The following is a 17,092-nucleotide window of genomic DNA, read 5'->3' on the forward strand; positions in this document are numbered from 1 at the left end:
CAGTGCCGAATCTTTTGCTGCAAGTTTTGTTATTTTACCAACTCTTGAAAAAAATGCTTTCTACCAAAATCAATTTAATAGGTTTTTAATGAGTAAACTCGGCAAGTACATCCTGTTCTTAGGCTCTCTTTTCAAAAACCGCGAATCTTTCGGAACATATGTGAAACTCACAGTTGATGAGTGCATCTTGATCGGTATCAACAGTGTTGTGTTGGTGTCCATAGTTTCGGTGTTTATGGGAGCTGTTTCTACCCTTCAAACGGCCTATAACTTGGTAAACCCTTTGATTCCTGACAATGTGATTGGTTTGGTAGTTCGTGATTTAACATTGCTTGAACTCGCTCCTACCATCACGGCCATTATTTTCGCTGGGAAAGTAGGCTCTAGTATTGCGGGTAATTTGGGGACTATGAGAATTACAGAGCAAATTGACGCTCTTGAAGTAATGGGAATCAATTCTGCTTCTTATTTGGTTTTGCCCAAAATAACGGCAACGCTAGTCATGTATCCACTCTTGGTGATTTTGGCCGGAACCTTGGCCATTATGGGCGGTTATTTAGCCGCAAAAGTTGGGGGCATTATTGCTCCTTCGGCCTATTTAAGTGGTTTGAAACTTCAGTTCAACGAGTTTAGTGTAACTTTTGCCCTTATAAAATCAGTAGTTTTTGGCTTTTTAGTCTCTTCTATTTCTGCCTATATGGGTTATTTTACTCGCGGAGGAGCTTTGGAAGTTGGCCAAGCCAGTACGCAAGCCGTAACCGTAAGTTGTATTGCCATTCTTTTCAGTGATTTTATTCTCGCCCAATTGCTTTTAGTACGATGATCGAAATCAAAAATATTGTAAAGTCCTTTGAGGATAAGGTAGTTCTTGATGGCATTAGTGCTACGTTCGATAAGGGAAGAACGAACTTGATAATTGGTGCTAGTGGATCAGGAAAAAGTGTTTTGCTGAAAAACATTGTGGGTCTTTTCAAACCAGATTCTGGCGAGATTCTGTACAATGGAAGAGATTTCATTCATGCGAATAGAGATTTAAAAACCGAAATCAGGCGCGAAATCGGCATGCTTTTTCAAGGCGGAGCACTCTTTGATTCCATGACAGTGGAACAGAACGTGAAATTTCCGTTGGACACTTTGACTAAAATGCCTGAAGACGAAAAGCTGGACAGGGTTAATTTTTGCTTGAAGCGTGTTAAACTGGAGAATACCAACAAAAGAATGCCCTCAGAAATTAGTGGCGGTATGCAAAAAAGGGTGGGTATTGCACGAGCTATCGTAAATAACTCACAGTATCTTTTCTGTGATGAACCAAACTCTGGCTTGGATCCAATCACATCGCTTCAAATCGACCATTTGTTAAAGGAAATTACGGAGGAATATCAAATTACCACGGTGATTGTAACCCATGATATGAACTCAGTAATGGAAATTGGCGATTACATCATTTTTGTTTCTAACAGCAAAAAACTTTGGGAAGGCAACAGCGAAGGCATTGCACATTCGGGAGTGAAAGAACTCGAAGAATTCGTTTTTGCCAATAAAATGATGCGCAGATACAGAGAGAGCAGCCATTTGTAGGCCTTACCAACTCATTTCTTTGTAAGCTCTTACTTATTCTAAAGTGTTTTACTATCTTCTGGTTTAAACTGAAAACCATGAAGTTAGGAGCATTTTCTATCAGCCTTAGCGTGAAAGACATTCACGCTTCAAAAGATTTTTATGAAACCTTAGGGTTTAGCGTTTTTGCAGGTGATATCACCAGAAATTACCTGATTATGAAAAACGGTGATTCCATTATCGGACTTTTTCAAGGCATGTTCGAACAGAACATTTTAACTTTTAATCCTGGATGGGATCAAAACGCTCAACTGTTAGATTCTTATGATGATGTTCGAGATATCCAGAAATCTTTGCAATCTGCTAATATCAAATTAGAAAGAGAAACGGACGCAAATGGCAAAGGCCCCGCAAACATTGTGTTTACCGACCCCGATGGCAATACGATTTTGATCGATCAGCATGTATAAAACATACTGATCGACGTTTCTCTTATTTCCAAATTGATTTCATTTCACCTTTACTTCCCGAAACGAGTTGAGCTTTTGCATCAGCCTTTATCAACAATCTGGTGTAAGGAGTAGAAGGGAAAACCAAGTTCGTGATGGTTGTTTTACCGCCATCAATAAACATTTCGATAGACGACCTATCGATATAAATTTCCATCGTCATATTTCCTGATTCAAACCTTGGTGCGGTTTGATCTCCCAAAAAAGTATCCGAAAAATCTTTCAATCCAGAGTCATCACGATTAAAAGTGAAGCGCTTTTCAGAAACATAGTATTCCAAATCCACGTGTTCACCAGTTTCATTGGTTAGTGAGTAAACCAAATAATCGGATTCTCCCAAATCGATTTCCAGATTGAGATATTGCAAATCAGAACTTAGGGGAATTTCCAAACCTTCTGGACTTAAATAACCTGAAGGAACGTCCTTTGCATTCACTACCAGTTGTGACACTTCTTTCACCGGTTGAGAAGCGACTAGCATTTCTTCTCCCACATTTTCCAAGCTTAGAGTTCTCGGTAAAGTCATTGCACTTCGCCAAGGTGAAGTAGGCACTTGTTGGCCATAATTCCAGTTGCTCATCCATCCCAGAAACAGAACTCTATCATCCGGCCCATTCGACCAAGTTACACCCGCATAATCATCTCTACCATAATCCAGCCATCGGGTTTTCCCTTCAGGATAATTATTGGTGAAGGTATTGCCATCAAAATCTCCGATGAAATATTGAGTAGCCGAGCCGCCATTTAAACCTCCCGGGTTGATACTCACGAGCAAAACCCATTTTTCCTTTCCTTCAATATTCATTCTGATCAAATCTGGACACTCCCAAACACCTCCGTGAGAACCTGAGTTTTCTCCAAATTCACTCATAAAAGTCCAAGTTTTTAAATCAGGAGAACTGTAGAATTTAATGCGATCATAAGCTGCAAATGACATAATCCACTTTGAGCTTTCCTTATGCCATTGCACTTTCGGGTCTCTAAAATCTCGAATTCCAGGATTTGGAACCACAGGATTGCCTTCATACTTCTCCCAAGTTCTCCCCCTATCCGTGCTGTAAGCTATCGCCTGAGATTGATATGTTACGCTTCCTTCTTTCTCTCCTTTTGGATCGTGATAGGTGAATATGGCTACCAAAGGTGGATTTTCCGAAGTTCCCAATCCGCTTGTATTATTTTCATCATAAACCGCACTACCCGAGAATATGTAGCCTTTTTCGTCAGGATAAAGCGCAATTGGCAAATGCTCCCAATTCACCATATCCTTACTAACTGCATGGCCCCAATGCATTGGCCCCCAAACTGTGCTATCGGGGTAATATTGATAAAACAGGTGATATTCGCCATCGAAATAAACCATTCCATTCGGATCGTTCATCCACATACTATCGGGAGAAAAGTGGTATTGAGGGCGATAAGGTTCGCCATAATATTTCTCTGAACTGGGAATTTCTGTTGTCTTCTTTTCTTTGGAACAAGAACCGGCAAGCAATAAAAGCGCGAATAAAGCGGGGTAAAACTTCTTCATACACAAATCATTTTTCTATGATCATAATATAAAAAAATGCCGAATGTAACTAGTTACTTATTAATCAAAACCATTAGAATATTTTCATGTTGAACTAAAACACGACCTTCTAAATATCTAAGATTGTTTGAAATCCAATATTTAGCTAACTAGAGTAAGAATAAACCAACCATAATGATTAAAAAAATCGCTCTTGCAGCCATTGTCTGTTTATTGGCATTTAGCTGCGACAAAAACACAACCATCGCCCCTAACAAAGAATTTAAAGTGGAATACGAAAAATTCAAGCTCGACAATGGTCTTGAAGTTGTATTTCATGTAGACAAGTCAGACCCTGTAGTGGCGGTTGCCTTAACTGCACATGTAGGTTCTGCTCGTGAAAAAGAAGGCAGAACTGGCTTTGCCCACCTATTTGAACACTTGCTGTTTTTAGAATCTGAAAACCTTGGCAAAGGTGGATTGGATAAAATGAGCGCACGTATTGGCGGCTCGGGCGCCAATGGTTCTACAAGCCGAGATAGAACCAACTATTTTCAAACCGTACCAAACGATGCACTTGAAAAAATGATTTGGGCGGAAGCCGACAAACTTGGTTGGTTTATCAATACGGTAACCGAACCCGTTTTAGCCAAAGAAAAGCAAGTGGTTAAAAACGAAAAAAGACAGAGTTATGATAATCAGCCTTACGGCAACAACTCTTACGTTATTGATAAAAATCTTTATCCTGAAGACCACCCATACAATTGGCAAGTGATTGGTTCTTTAGAAGACCTTCAGAATGCAACTCTAGCGGATGTGAAAGAATTTTTCAGACGCTGGTATGTACCAAATAATGTTACCCTAACCATTGCCGGAGATTTTGATACTGCTCAAGCGAAAGAATGGGTTAAAAAATATTTTGATGAAATTCCAGCGGGTGAGCCTATAGCGCCAATGACACCGCGCCCTGGCGTAGTTAATGAAACCAAAAAACTCTATTTCGAAGATAATTTTGCCCGTGTGCCTCAGCTTACTTTAACCTGGCCAACGGTAGAACAATATCAAAAAGACGCTTATGCGCTTGATGTTTTAACCGATTACTTATCGAATGGAAAAAGAGCACCATTCAATCAGGTTTTGATTGAAGACAAAGCATTGACATCGAATGTTGGCATGTATAACCAAACTTCAGAATTAGCTGGCCAACTTCAACTTACAGTTCGGGCTTATGCCGACAAAGACCTTGATGATGTACTTGCTGCCATTGAAGAAGCCTTCGCGAAGTTTGAACAAAAAGGAATTTCAGAAAAGGATTTAGAAAGAATTAAAGCAGGACAAGAAACCGCTTTCTACAATAGTCTTTCTAGTGTTTTGGGCAAAGGTTTCCAGCTTGCTCAATACAACATTTTCAAAAATGACCCTGGCTATATCAACCAAGATATAAAGCAGATTTTAGCGGTTACCACCGATGATGTGATGCGTGTTTACAATCAGTACATCAAAGGAAAAAACTACATCGCGACCAGTTTTGTACCGAAAGGACATAAAGAAGAAGCTTTGGAAGGTTCAGTAGAAGCGGAAGTTGTAGAAGAAAAAATCGTTCAGGGTGCTGAAGAAGATTTCAACTCAAAACTTCAGGCTACTTATGAAAAAACACCATCTTCTTTCGACAGATCTAAAGAACCACCGTATGGCAAAGCTCCAGAAGTTAAAATCCCTGAAGTATGGGAAGAATCACTTGAAAATGGACTAAAAGTATATGGCATCGAAAACCATGAAGTGCCTTTAGTTCAGTTCAACTTGGTGATGGATGGCGGACAATTGTTAGACGATCCTAACAAAGTAGGCGTTGCCAATTTGGTTGCCCAGCTAATGACCAAAGGAACCGACAACAAAACCACAGCACAATTAGAAGAGGCCATTGAGCAATTGGGTGCTTCAATCAGCGTAAGAGCTTCTACCGAAAGTATTGTGCTTTCAGTGAATACGCTTAGCCGTAACTATGATGAAGTTATAGACTTGGTCAAAGAAATTCTTTTAGAGCCACGATGGGATTCGAAAGAATTTGAATTGGCTAAACAATCTACAATCAGTAGAATAAGACAGCAAGAAGCCAATCCAAATGCGGTAGCTCAAATTGCTTACGATCAGCTGATTTATGGCAAAGGCAACATTAGAGCGCAAAACATTATGGGTTCTATAGAAAATGTGGAAGCCATTACGCTGGACGATCTAAAGGCTTATTATGAGAAATACATTTCGCCTTCAATCACCCGAATGCATGTAGTTGGCGATATCGGTAATGTTGGTATCATGACTTCTTTAAGAGATTTGAATTCTGAATGGGAAGCCAAAGAAGTGAACATTCCAACTTTTGACCCTCCAGCAAAACCAACAGAATCGGCTGTTTATTTCTATGATATCCCGAATGCAAAGCAATCCGTTTTACGCTTTGGCTACCCTGCCTTGGCCGTAACGGATGAAGATTATTACCCTGCTACAGTAATGAATTACATTCTTGGAGGCGGTGGTTTTGCTTCACGGCTTACGCAAGAATTGAGAGAAGGAAAAGGCTACACATACGGCATTCGTTCTGGCTTCTCTGGAGGAAAAACCAAAGGTCCATTTACAATCAGCAGTGGCGTAAGAACCAACGTAACGTATGAATCTGCTCAATTGGTAAAAGACATTTTAGCCGATTACCCAGCTACTTTCTCATCTCAAGACCTTGAAACCACCAAAAGCTTCATGATTAAGAGTAATGCCAGAGCATTTGAAACGGCTGGTGCTAAATTGAATTTACTAGAAAATGTAAGTGAATATGGTTGGGCGCCTGATTACGTAAAAGATCATGAAAAAATCGTGAATCAAATGACTGTGGAGCGTATTCAGGAATTAGCCAAAGAATATGTAGACCCTAATAAAATGATCTGGCTGGTGGTTGGCGATGCCAAAACACAGTTGAAAAGGCTTGAAGAACTTGGATTCGGAAAGCCAGTTCTTCTAAACGAAACTAAGAATCCAGAAAAATAGAACACAAAACCGCCAGTATCTCCCAAAGATGCTGGCGGTTTTTCATTATTACATGAAAGTTGAAAAGTCAACTTTTTATTTTCAATTAATCAAGCTTAATTCTTCTTATGACAATAGGCGAAACTTTTGATGTATCGAAATTCCCTTCTTCATCATAAGCTCCCCAAGGGCTGTTTGCCAAATAGTAGAAATAGCCATCTTTTACCTGACCTAAAGTCGGTTCTCCCAGGCTTTCTCCTCCCTGATTAATCACTCTTCCGAAAAGAATGCTTTCACCAGCATCATCCAAAAAATACTGCATCACCCGATAGGGCTTTACTCCATTATGAATGGCTATTAGCGTATTATTGTAGAAGTAAAGGCCATCAATTCCCTTCAGCAAAATATCTTCTGGGGCAAAAACTTTAGTTATATCATCGGTCTCAATATTGATTCGGTGAATCCCAGTAATGTAGTCGGCAAAATAGAGCGTTTGCTCATCGTCAGAAAGAGCCAAACCTTGAAGGTTGAAATACACATTGGATAAGTCGAACTGCTTTCTCACGAAAATGCTCTGAAAATTAGTGGTATCCGTGTCATCACGGCTCAACAGAGGTTCCATTGAATTTGAAAGCCAAATTCGTGATTCGCTGTCCAGTGCCAAATCTCCGATAATGGAACCGTCATCATACTCCAGACCCTGAATAACTTCACCGGAAATTGGGTCGATTTGCATCACCAAACTGGTTCCGTTTTTTTGAGAATCAAACTCTTTCATTTGAGGAAGAACAGCCGTTGTAGCCCAGAGCGTACCATCTGTCGGGTCGATATGCATGCCCATTACCGCATAAGGTGTCATTACCAAGTCGGCAATATTCTCTTCTTGATCTACACGCACGATTTTCTTTTCGCGAATGCTTCCTAGCAGAATATCTCCGTTGTCCATAATAACGAAGCTTTCCGGATGTAAATCGCCTGCATCGATCACCCTAAAAACTTCATCATGCTCCTCCACCCGATTGAGCTTTGCTTGAAGCTCTAATAAGTCATCATAGCCTTTATTTCTGCGGATGGATTTAAAATCATTATTCTGCTGAAAATCATAAGTAGCATCCATCAACATCAGCTGATTCAATTTCTGAATACTCCTAATTTTTCTACCGTTTAAGGCATAAGCGCCAGCTAATCGATATACAATTACGGGATGATTTGGGCGTAATTCATCGGCTTCTTCCAGCAACTGCTGATAAGCTTTATAATCTTTATTTTCATAAGCTTCTGTAGCTTCTTGAAAATAGTCATTCAGTGATTTTTGAGCGAAAAGGGAATTCGAAATAAGAAGCAGTAAAACGGCTAAACGCGTTGATGTTTTCATGTTTGAAGGCTCTTAAACAAAGAATTCCAGCATGGGCTGGAATTCAAGGTAGTTAAAGTGATGTAATTCTCCTCAAAATGTCTTACGCTAATCAAACATTTCAAGCACGGTTTACCCCTACTCCTGCTTCAATACATTTGCAGGATTTGTTTTAGCCGCCTTAAATGAAATGTAACTTACTGTTAACCAAGCAATCACCAACACTAAACCTGCAGTAAGCACAAAAGGAAGATAGCCCATATCAATCCTGAATTTGAAACCTTCCAGCCAAAGCGTCAAGAAATAGTAAGCTGCTGGAATGGCCAATACAAACCCAAATAAAATCAAGAACGAAAACTCTTTGATTACCAAGGAAATTATGTTTCGAACCGAAGCGCCCAAAACCTTCCTAACCCCAATCTCCTTCGTTCTTCTTTCCACTGAAAAAGAAACCAAACCAAGCAAACCCAAACAAGAAATGGTAATGGCTATAAAAGCAAAAGATTTGAAAACGCGACCAAAAACCATATCCTTTCTATAATTCGCTTCGATTTGGGCATCGAGAAAATCAAACTCAAACGATCTGTTCGGGAAAACACTTGCCCAAGCAGTTTTCATTTTCTCAATGGTTTCTGCACCATTATTCGTATTTACTTTTAATGCCAAATTCGTGTAATTCCAGGCGTAATCCTTCATCATATGCATTACCAATGGATCGATATCGGAACGTAGCGATTTGTAATTAAAATCTTTCACTACGCCAATAATTCGGCCTGCCTGACCATTTCTGTATAGTTGTTCACCCAGAGGATTTGTTAAACCAAATCGCTTTACAAAGGCTTCGTTCACCACAAAACCTTCATCCATATCAGTGGCAATTTCAGGATCAAACCATCTTCCGCTTTCAAGATTCAAGCCCATGGTTTCTACATAATCGAAATCTACAGGAAGCACAAACTGAAAGGCAGGTTCGCCTTCTTCCGTTTGCTGAATTTGCTGGTAAAGCAATTGCCCAACGCCCAAAGAAGAACCCGTTAGAGAGATAGAAGAAACCTCGGGGATTTTCCCAAACGCATCTTTCAAAGTGCTTCCTTTTTCTTGCATTTCCCTAAACGGAACTTCCACGTAAACCACTCCTTCTTTATCGAAACCAAGGGATTTATTGAGCATAAAATGAAGCTGCTTCACAATCACCAAAGTAGCAATGATCAAAGTGGCCGAAATTCCGAATTGAAAAACTACCAGAACTCTTCGTAAAGAAACTTTCCTTTTTCCTAAAGCAATTTTCGCTTTTAAAAGATTTACTGGCGAGAACTTATTGAAGTAAAGCCCTGAACTTAAACCAGCGAACAGGCAAAGTACTGTCAATAAAACTACCATAACTGAAGCCAATTTTAGGTTCGCCAGAGTTGAAAAATCAAGCTGTAAATCGAAAGAACTATTGATTAAAGGCAAACTCCAAAACACAAGCACCAAGGCCAGCACAACCGCTACAGAACTGATAAGAAAAGCTTCTAAAATAAACTGAAGCAAAACCTGACCTTTATCGGCACCCAACATTTTTCTCACGCCTACTTCTTTCATTCTCATCACAACTCTTGCCGTTGTTAGGTTGATATAATTGATGCAAGCGATCACTAAAATGAGCGTTCCTATCAAAGCGAAAACATAAACCTGAATGGCATTTCCATCGGAAATGATAGGCAAACCTTGGGTGTTCAAATAAATATCCCTGAGCGGCTGAAAGTAATGAGTGTACGTAAGTTCGTCACCCGCTCTCCTTTGCAGCAAATCGTTCAGCTGAGCTTTTGTTTTTACCAAATCAAAGTCAGGTTCTAGCTTTATGTAAGTCTGGTTGGCTAAATCATTGATGTTCCATTCGGGTTGATATTGGGTAATGGCCCTGTAAGTTTTTTCGGAAATGAGAATATCAAATTCATCCCATTCATTGTTTAAATGCGTGTTTTTGGGAAGATTATTCATTACGCCTGCCACAGCAAACGGAAGTGAATGCTGACCCATTTTAAAGATTATGCTTTCTCCCAGAGGGGTGTCATTGCCAAATACTTTTTCCGCAAAAGCGGCCGTGATAATAACCTGATTGGGCTGCTGAAAAACGGGCTCGTACTTGCCATCCTTCATTGGAAAATCCAAAATCTTGAAAAAGTCTTCCTGAGCCGAAGTGACTTTATAGTTAGAATAATACCTCCCCTTTACTTCCAATGGTTCGTTATTGTAAACACTTCGCAAAGAAGCCACCATTTGCACCTGAGGGATTTCTTCCAGCATGGCATTTCTCAACAGAGCAGATGTATTTCCAATATGAAACGCCTGCCCCATGGATGTATCGATGGTATTTACTCTGAAAATACGATCCGTATCTTTATGGAAATCGTCATATGAAAATTCCTGATTCACATATAGCCCAATAATGATAACCGAGAAAACACCAATGAGGAGCCCAGCAAAATTCACTGCGGTATTGGCCTTATATTTCTTGAAATTCCGGGTGGCAATTAATAGATAATTTCTAATCATGGAAAAATGGAATTGAGAGTGATTGATTTCTAGAGAATGCTTGAGTTTGAACATGCCTTGAGCTTTGGCTGTTTCTACAACCCTATTTAAGGCTTCCGAGAAAGAGAGGCCTTGCTCCTGATGTTTTTGAATCTGGCAGGCGAGAAAGTCGACAGCTTCATCTTCGATAAAAGTATGATGAAGGCCGTTTTGGCGGACAATTCGTCTTATTTCTGAAATTTCTGATTTGGTCATGAGCCTATGGATTGAGTGGTCATGATCTTGTTCATGTCGCGAACAAAGGCAAAATATTCCGCGATTTTTGCGCTAGCCGTCTCTTCACCTTCCGCAGTTAGTCGATAGTATTTTCTAACCCGATGATCAACCATTTCCGAAGTTGTGGTTAACACTCCTTCCTTTTCCAGCTTGTGCAAAATGGGATAAAGCGCACCAAAGGTTAATAAAATAGCGCCTTCCGAAAGTTCTTCAACTTTTTGAGTGATTTCGTAACCATACATTTTACCGTTTTCCTTCAACAGTTTTAAAATGATGGTTCTTAAAGTTCCTCTTAACAGGTCGTTGGATTTCATGATTTATATACAAGATTCTTAAACGTAAAGATTCTTATATATAAAAACAACTAAATATTAAGTTTTATAACAAATGAAATAGTTAAACTGGATTTGAAAGAAAAAAGATTGATTCGCGCTTTTAATTAAGCCTATGCAAATCTTAAATGGAAATAGAGATTGTTTAATCCTTTAGCCAGTAATCACCAAATTTTCTGGATTTTTGTGAATCTGCTTGAGGGCACGGAGTATTTTCATCATAAGGTAAAACCCGTTCTCTCAATAGCTGTTTTTTATCACGGGAAAAGTGCCTTGAAATGTGCATATATGTTTCAGTATAATGCTCAATATCACTATAATGAAATATTTTGATCCTATCACAATGATCGTGTTCAAAAAGGTAGTTTAGTAAAACACGGTCTGTCATGCCACAACCGTGGCCAATTACATCTATTTGGTAAGGGCCCAGTTCTACAAAGTCAACCAATTCATGGTAATTATGAGTTTTGGAATATTGAGTAGATTTAAAATGCTTTAACAAATAATCCCTCTCTAATGACTCAAGCGTATGGTGATGTTCATCCATTTCATCACCATAACCAAATATTATTGGGTTATTACTTTCTTCCAAAGCCCCATGTATATTAATGATCTTGTGGACTCCAAACTCATACACACCTTCTTGAAATCGATAAATTCTTTCAGGAAGTTGAGTGTAATTGAAATTCAGGATCAACTTATTTTCTGCCTGAAAAGGAATAAACTCTTCTGATTTTTTCGAATTTATATACCAGTTTTTGAAATAGTTTTGAAAGGCTGGAATTGGATTCAGTTTAGAAATCTCGTGCTTATTTACCCATTGAAGGTACCTGACAAACTCTCCTTTTATTTCATTAAATTCTTCATTTAAAGATTTTGAGCGGTCATAATATTTCCCATGTATTGCATACTCAATTAACTGATTATAATATGCTTTTTCGAAATCGATCCAATTAGTTATTTTTCCATTAAATACAGTGTTGTAGAAAAAGGAATTATAATCGAAAAAATAAGTTGGGTGATTATCCAATATCATTTTTACACCCCTTTTTTCTACTATATCCCTACTAAAAAAAGGATGGTTGAAAAAAATGGTAATTTTTTTATTGATAAATGAAGTGATTTCCTGAATTGAGTTGTCCCAAAGTATATTCTTGTATGTTTCTGTCTTGAATGGCAACAATTGAGTATGTTCACTTGGACGCAAGATATCAAAGAGGCTATAATCATCATTTGACACAAATAATCTCTCATTAATTAAGAATTTTATAAAGTCATCATAGGAAGTGGGCAGATCGTGAGCAAGATCAAAACCATTTCCAATCAATACAATCTTATTTTTAGGAGGATTCTTTTTATCGTTTGCCATCAAAGAAAATTGAGCAGTAAATAAGAATTAAGTGTATTCAATAAACAGTGTTATAATACTGATTTTTATTGACTTTTTAATGATTGTTTTATTCCAAAAACCTCAGCTTACTCTAGTCCGGTATCGGAATTCTTTGAAAAGAGAGTTTACTCAGAAAACGCACATTGGAAAGTCTCTCACACTTATCAAGTTCAGCATTTGAATGAGTTTCGATTCACTGTTATTGTGAATTGCAAATAGCTATAAGCGAATTGCATATTGCTAAACGAATGTTCGATTTTATAACTTAATGATAAAGAAAGACCAAAAACAAAAAAGCCCTTGCGATCAGGCAAGGGCTCTTATAGGTAGTTAAGGTGAACTTTATTCTCCTCAGAAATTCGCTCACTCAACTTTTCCCTATACGTAAAAGAGCGACTAAAAGGTTTTAAATCTTTCGAAAGCTTCTTTATCTAGTCTTTCTCTATGGTCGGGATGAGCAATATTGATCAGAGCTTTCGCTCTTTGTCTCAAAGACTTACCATACAAATCGGCCACACCAAATTCCGTTGCAATATAATGCACGTGTGCTCTTGTAGTTACTACTCCAGCGCCAGGCTTAAGGAATGAAGTGATTCTACTCTCCCCTCTTCTTGTTACCGAAGGCAAGGCAATGATAGGTTTTCCTCCTTCAGAAAGAGAAGCTCCACGAATAAAATCCATTTGCCCACCAACACCGGAATACATTCTGGTTCCGATACTATCAGCACAAACCTGCCCTGTTAAATCCACTTCTATGGCACTGTTTATACTTACCACTTTTGGGTTTTGGCGAATCACCTTCGTATCATTCACATATTGAATATCCAGCATTCTGATAGACGGATTATCATCTACAAAATCGTATAGTTCGCGAGAACCGATCATAAAACCAGAAACCAAAGCATGCGGATGGCTCTTTTTAAGTCGGTTATTGATCACTCCGCTTTTCAACAATGGCATTACCCCATCGGAGAACATTTCCGTATGAACACCCAAATCTTTATGGTTGGTTAAGGAACCTAAAACGGCATCGGGTATGGCACCAATTCCCATTTGTAGGGTTGAACCATCTTCAATCATTTCAGCCACAAAAGCACCTATCTTCTTTTCTTCTTCTGTCAAAGTATGAGGTTGCATTTCATAAATAGGCTCTTCGCTCCAAACCATGGCATCGAAGTTTTTAACATGAACCATTCCATCACCATGGGTTCTTGGCATGTTGGGGTTCACCTGAGCAATAACCGTTTTAGCCATTTCAATAGCAGCTAAACTGGCATCTACAGAAACACCAAGCGAAGTGAATCCGTGAGCATCAGGCGGAGAAACCTGAACCATGGCTACATCAATTGGAATTACTTTTCTGCGAAGCATTAAAGGCACCTCGCTTAAAAAACATGGAATGAAATCAGCAATTCCTTCATTGATTGCAGCCCTGCAGTTACTTCCAATAAATAAACTATTGGCATGAAAACTCATTTTACATTCAGGATTTACATAAGGTGCTTCGCCTTCAGTGTGCAAATGGAAAATTTCCACATCTTTTATTTCTGGAGCCATAGCTGCCATCGCTTTCACCAAACCAACTGGAGTGGCCGCGGCTGTATGAATAAAAACTCTATCGCCCGATTTGATTTTTTTCACTGCCTCTTCGGCTGATATATAGGAGTTCATAGCTTATCTTAATTTTATAGTGCAATACTAAAGATACGCCACGGCCTACAGGATGACCCGCATTAGCGAAATACCTGAGAAAAATCATGTCTCGCCATCCGTGTAATCTTAAGCCGTTCTTTTTGCCTGCATCTATTTTTCAGCTAATTTGACCCAATTCAAACAAAATGCTATGAAACTTACAGTAACTAAAAACCTTAAAATCAAAGGCTTGTTACTGGTTTTGATGGGCATGAGTGTAGGAACGCTCAATGCTCAGAAAATACCAGCCAATGTAGCCGACCGCATCCATTTCAGAGAAATTGGACCAACCCGCCAAGGTGGTAGATATGTAGACTTTGCCGTGGTAGATAAAGCTACCAAAGTAATCTACGCTGCAACTGCTTCTGGTGGCGTATGGAAAACCACTAACAATGGTATTTCATGGGACGTATTGTTCAATAATGAAGGTATTGTTTCTGTAGGCGCTGTAGCCGTAGACCAACGCGACACAAGTGTGGTTTGGGTTGGTTCTGGAGAAGCGAATAATTCTAGAAGCTCTTACTGGGGCGATGGAATTTACAAATCTACCAACGGAGGTAAAACATGGAAAAACATGGGCTTACCTGAATCTCAACACATTGGTAGAATTCTTGTAGACCCATCAAACTCTAACACTGTTTATGTTGCTGCGCTAGGCCACCTTTATTCTGACAATCCAGAAAGAGGACTTTATAAAACCACTAATGGTGGTAAGTCATGGTCTAAAGTATTAGAAGTTAAAAAAGCCGATGGAAAATACATTGGTGTGGTAGATGTAGCGATGGATCCAAAAAATCCAAAAACCTTGATCGCTGCAGCTTATGATAAAATCAGAACCCCTTGGACCTTCAATGAAGGAGGTGAAGGAAGTGCTCTATACAAATCAACAGATGGTGGTAAATCATGGAAAAAACTAACCAAAGGTTTACCAAGTGGCTTTTTAGGGAGAATCGGTGTGGCTTATGCACCAGGAAATCCTAAAGTGGTTTATGCCAATATCGAAAACGTAAATGTAGAAGGCATCTCTACGGAAGAAAGAAGAAAAATGCTTGAAATCGGTATTCCTCTAGAAAGAGGTCAGTCGGTTACAGGTACTGAAATGTATCGCTCTGATGACGGTGGAGAATCTTGGAAAAAGATCAGTCCTGACGGAGAAGATATTGGAGGCGCGCCTTCTTACTACTATCAGCAAGTGAAAGTCGATCCAAAAGACGAAGATCACGTGTATGTTTTAGGTATTCAGGTTTGGGAAACCAAAGATGGTGGCAAAAACTGGGTAACTCCTTTCCGTTTTGGTGGTGATAACCACGCTATGTGGATCGATCCTAGCGACCCTCAACACCTTCTTTTAGGCTACGATCACGGAATGGGAATCACTTATGATGCAGGAAAAACCTGGTATCACCCTGACGAAATTCCTTTGGCTCAATTCTACGCTATTGATGTAGATATGGCTTATCCATACAATATTTATGGCGGTTTGCAGGATAACGGTTCTGTAAGAGGTCCAAGTAGCAAAAGAGGCGGTGCTTCAATTGGTTTAGAAGACTGGTACAGAACAGGTGGTGGAGACGGTATGTACAATGCTGTTGACAAAGTAACCAACCGCTATTTGTACAACGAATCTCAATTTGGCCCTATTCAAAGAATTGACCTAGAAACTGGCGAAAGCAAAAGCATCCGATATTCAGGCGCAAGAAACATGCGTTGGAACTGGAACTCTCCTATTGCGGTATCGCAACACAATAGCGATGTGGTTTACCATGCTGGAAACAAGGTTTTGAAATCTTCATTCAGAGGTGAAGGCTGGGAAGAAATCAGCGGTGACTTAACCAAAAACGATGAAGTTAAAGCCAACGGAACCGGAAACATTCAATACGGAACCATCACTACTTTTGCAGAATCTCCAATAAACCCTAACGAGCTTTGGGTAGGTACTGACGATGGTAATGTTCAAATGACCAAAGATGGTGGTAAAAACTGGACGCTTCTGAACGCAAACATCCCTAACAATCCTGAATATTGGGTATCACGAGTTGAGGTTTCTTCTCACACACCAGGAACTGCCTATGTTTCTTTCAATGGAATGAGAAGAGATGTTTTCGATGCTTACCTATACAAAACCACTGATTATGGCCAAACTTGGACTTCGCTTACAGGTAACCTACCAAAAGAACCAGTGAACGTAATCAGAGAAGATTTGAACAATGAAAACCTTCTTTTTGTAGGTACTGAAATGGGTGTTTATGCTAGCATAGACGGTGGTCAAAACTGGACCGAACTTACTAACAACATGCCAAGCAATCCAGCTTACGACATGTTGGTTCACCCAAGAGATAATGAATTGGTTGTAGCTACTCACGGTCGTGGAATTTTCATTGCCGATGTTAGCCCACTGCAAGGCATCACTCCTGCTACTTTAAATGAGAACATGGCGCTATTCAACGTTCAGCCAACTGTAAAATATGTAGGTGGATTGAATGCCAATTCTCCTTCAATCAACTTTAATGGAGAAAGTCGTCAACCTGGCGTTCATGTTTACTTCTACAGCAAGTCTGCTGGCAAAGCAAATTTGAAGGTTTCTAAAGGTGGAAGAGAAATCTATAAAACTGAAATCAACTCCAAAGCGGGCTTGAACCAATGGATTTGGGGAATAGACGAAATTGTAAGCGAAAGAAGCGCACAGCAGATTAAGTCTATGGCAGATCGTTTCAGAAACTTTGGAATGAGTGAAGAAGCGATTCAAGAAAGAATGTCGAGCTTTAAATACATTACCCGCGATGCTCCAACAGGAAATTACACTGTGGAGTTAGAGATCAATGGTGAAACACAAACTAAATCAGTTCAGGTACTACCTGATTACTGGTACAATAAATAACAGTTTGTTCTGAAATATAAAATGCCCTGCTGGATGATTGCTCCACAGGGCATTTTTATTTACACCTC

Annotated in this window: 11 protein-coding genes; 5 read left to right on the top strand and 6 right to left on the bottom strand. The window is 39.4% G+C overall.

Annotated elements, in window-relative coordinates; all coding sequences use genetic code 11:
- The first annotated feature begins 88 nt into the window (after positions 1–88).
- The 3 genes from ACXACJ_RS11170 (at position 89) to ACXACJ_RS11180 (ending at position 2,027) form a co-directional block, all read left to right on the top strand.
- Entirely contained in the window at positions 89–823 is a 735-nt protein-coding gene (locus ACXACJ_RS11170; protein ID WP_475134448.1) for an MlaE family ABC transporter permease, read from the top strand.
- The gene (locus ACXACJ_RS11175) at positions 820–1,578 is read left to right on the top strand and encodes an ABC transporter ATP-binding protein (RefSeq protein ID WP_475134449.1); all 759 of its coding nucleotides are present in this window, start codon (positions 820–822) and stop codon (positions 1,576–1,578) included. Before ACXACJ_RS11170 ends, ACXACJ_RS11175 begins: the two co-directional genes overlap by 4 nt.
- Positions 1,579–1,655: 77 nt before the next feature.
- Positions 1,656–2,027, top strand: a complete 372-nt coding sequence (locus ACXACJ_RS11180) for a VOC family protein (protein WP_475134450.1) — start codon at positions 1,656–1,658, stop codon at positions 2,025–2,027.
- Between the two features lie 22 nt (positions 2,028–2,049).
- Here ACXACJ_RS11180 and ACXACJ_RS11185 read toward each other — a convergent pair whose 3' ends face one another.
- Complete coding sequence (locus ACXACJ_RS11185) at positions 2,050–3,594, bottom strand: glycoside hydrolase family 32 protein (RefSeq protein WP_475134451.1); 1,545 nt, start codon at positions 3,592–3,594, stop codon at positions 2,050–2,052.
- Positions 3,595–3,768: 174 nt separating this feature from the next.
- Here ACXACJ_RS11185 and ACXACJ_RS11190 point away from each other — a divergent pair, with 174 nt between their 5' ends.
- A complete protein-coding gene (locus ACXACJ_RS11190; RefSeq protein WP_475134452.1) occupies positions 3,769–6,606 on the top strand; it encodes a M16 family metallopeptidase in 2,838 nt (945 codons plus the stop codon).
- Between the two features lie 85 nt (positions 6,607–6,691).
- Here the strand turns inward: ACXACJ_RS11190 and ACXACJ_RS11195 are convergent, their stop codons facing one another.
- The 5 genes from ACXACJ_RS11195 to ACXACJ_RS11215 all read right to left on the bottom strand — a co-directional run bounded on the left by ACXACJ_RS11195 (position 6,692) and on the right by ACXACJ_RS11215 (position 14,125).
- Positions 6,692–7,960, bottom strand: coding sequence for a hypothetical protein (locus ACXACJ_RS11195; protein WP_475134453.1), 1,269 nt, complete (start codon positions 7,958–7,960; stop codon positions 6,692–6,694).
- A gap of 117 nt (positions 7,961–8,077) precedes the next feature.
- Complete coding sequence (locus ACXACJ_RS11200; protein ID WP_475134454.1) at positions 8,078–10,711, bottom strand: ABC transporter permease; 2,634 nt, start codon at positions 10,709–10,711, stop codon at positions 8,078–8,080.
- On the bottom strand, positions 10,708–11,046 hold the full coding sequence (locus tag ACXACJ_RS11205; RefSeq protein WP_475134455.1) for a PadR family transcriptional regulator: 339 nt from the start codon (positions 11,044–11,046) through the stop codon (positions 10,708–10,710). The genes ACXACJ_RS11200 and ACXACJ_RS11205 overlap by 4 nt, the downstream gene beginning before the upstream one ends.
- A gap of 163 nt (positions 11,047–11,209) precedes the next feature.
- Positions 11,210–12,433, bottom strand: a complete 1,224-nt coding sequence (locus ACXACJ_RS11210; RefSeq protein ID WP_475134456.1) for an AbiH family protein — start codon at positions 12,431–12,433, stop codon at positions 11,210–11,212.
- 417 nt (positions 12,434–12,850) lie between these two features.
- On the bottom strand, positions 12,851–14,125 hold the full coding sequence (locus ACXACJ_RS11215) for an acetyl-CoA hydrolase/transferase family protein (RefSeq protein ID WP_475134457.1): 1,275 nt from the start codon (positions 14,123–14,125) through the stop codon (positions 12,851–12,853).
- A gap of 172 nt (positions 14,126–14,297) precedes the next feature.
- Between ACXACJ_RS11215 and ACXACJ_RS11220 the strand changes: the two genes are divergently transcribed.
- Entirely contained in the window at positions 14,298–17,024 is a 2,727-nt protein-coding gene (locus ACXACJ_RS11220; RefSeq protein ID WP_475134458.1) for a WD40/YVTN/BNR-like repeat-containing protein, read from the top strand.
- Positions 17,025–17,092: the final 68 nt, after the last annotated feature.

The sequence above is a fragment of the Roseivirga sp. AWQ4_251 genome (assembly GCF_056158225.1).

What these genes read in the sequence shown, in the direction of transcription:
- ACXACJ_RS11220 (WP_475134458.1), top strand. Translation starts at nt 14,298, where the DNA reads ATGAAACTTACAGTAACTAAAAACCTTAAAATCAAAGGCTTGTTACTG.
- ACXACJ_RS11185 (WP_475134451.1), bottom strand. Translation starts at nt 3,594, where the DNA reads ATGAAGAAGTTTTACCCCGCTTTATTCGCGCTTTTATTGCTTGCCGGT.
- ACXACJ_RS11210 (WP_475134456.1), bottom strand. Translation starts at nt 12,433, where the DNA reads ATGGCAAACGATAAAAAGAATCCTCCTAAAAATAAGATTGTATTGATT.
- ACXACJ_RS11190 (WP_475134452.1), top strand. Translation starts at nt 3,769, where the DNA reads ATGATTAAAAAAATCGCTCTTGCAGCCATTGTCTGTTTATTGGCATTT.
- ACXACJ_RS11195 (WP_475134453.1), bottom strand. Translation starts at nt 7,960, where the DNA reads ATGAAAACATCAACGCGTTTAGCCGTTTTACTGCTTCTTATTTCGAAT.
- ACXACJ_RS11170 (WP_475134448.1), top strand. Translation starts at nt 89, where the DNA reads ATGAGTAAACTCGGCAAGTACATCCTGTTCTTAGGCTCTCTTTTCAAA.
- ACXACJ_RS11215 (WP_475134457.1), bottom strand. Translation starts at nt 14,125, where the DNA reads ATGAACTCCTATATATCAGCCGAAGAGGCAGTGAAAAAAATCAAATCG.
- ACXACJ_RS11205 (WP_475134455.1), bottom strand. Translation starts at nt 11,046, where the DNA reads ATGAAATCCAACGACCTGTTAAGAGGAACTTTAAGAACCATCATTTTA.
- ACXACJ_RS11175 (WP_475134449.1), top strand. Translation starts at nt 820, where the DNA reads ATGATCGAAATCAAAAATATTGTAAAGTCCTTTGAGGATAAGGTAGTT.
- ACXACJ_RS11200 (WP_475134454.1), bottom strand. Translation starts at nt 10,711, where the DNA reads ATGACCAAATCAGAAATTTCAGAAATAAGACGAATTGTCCGCCAAAAC.
- ACXACJ_RS11180 (WP_475134450.1), top strand. Translation starts at nt 1,656, where the DNA reads ATGAAGTTAGGAGCATTTTCTATCAGCCTTAGCGTGAAAGACATTCAC.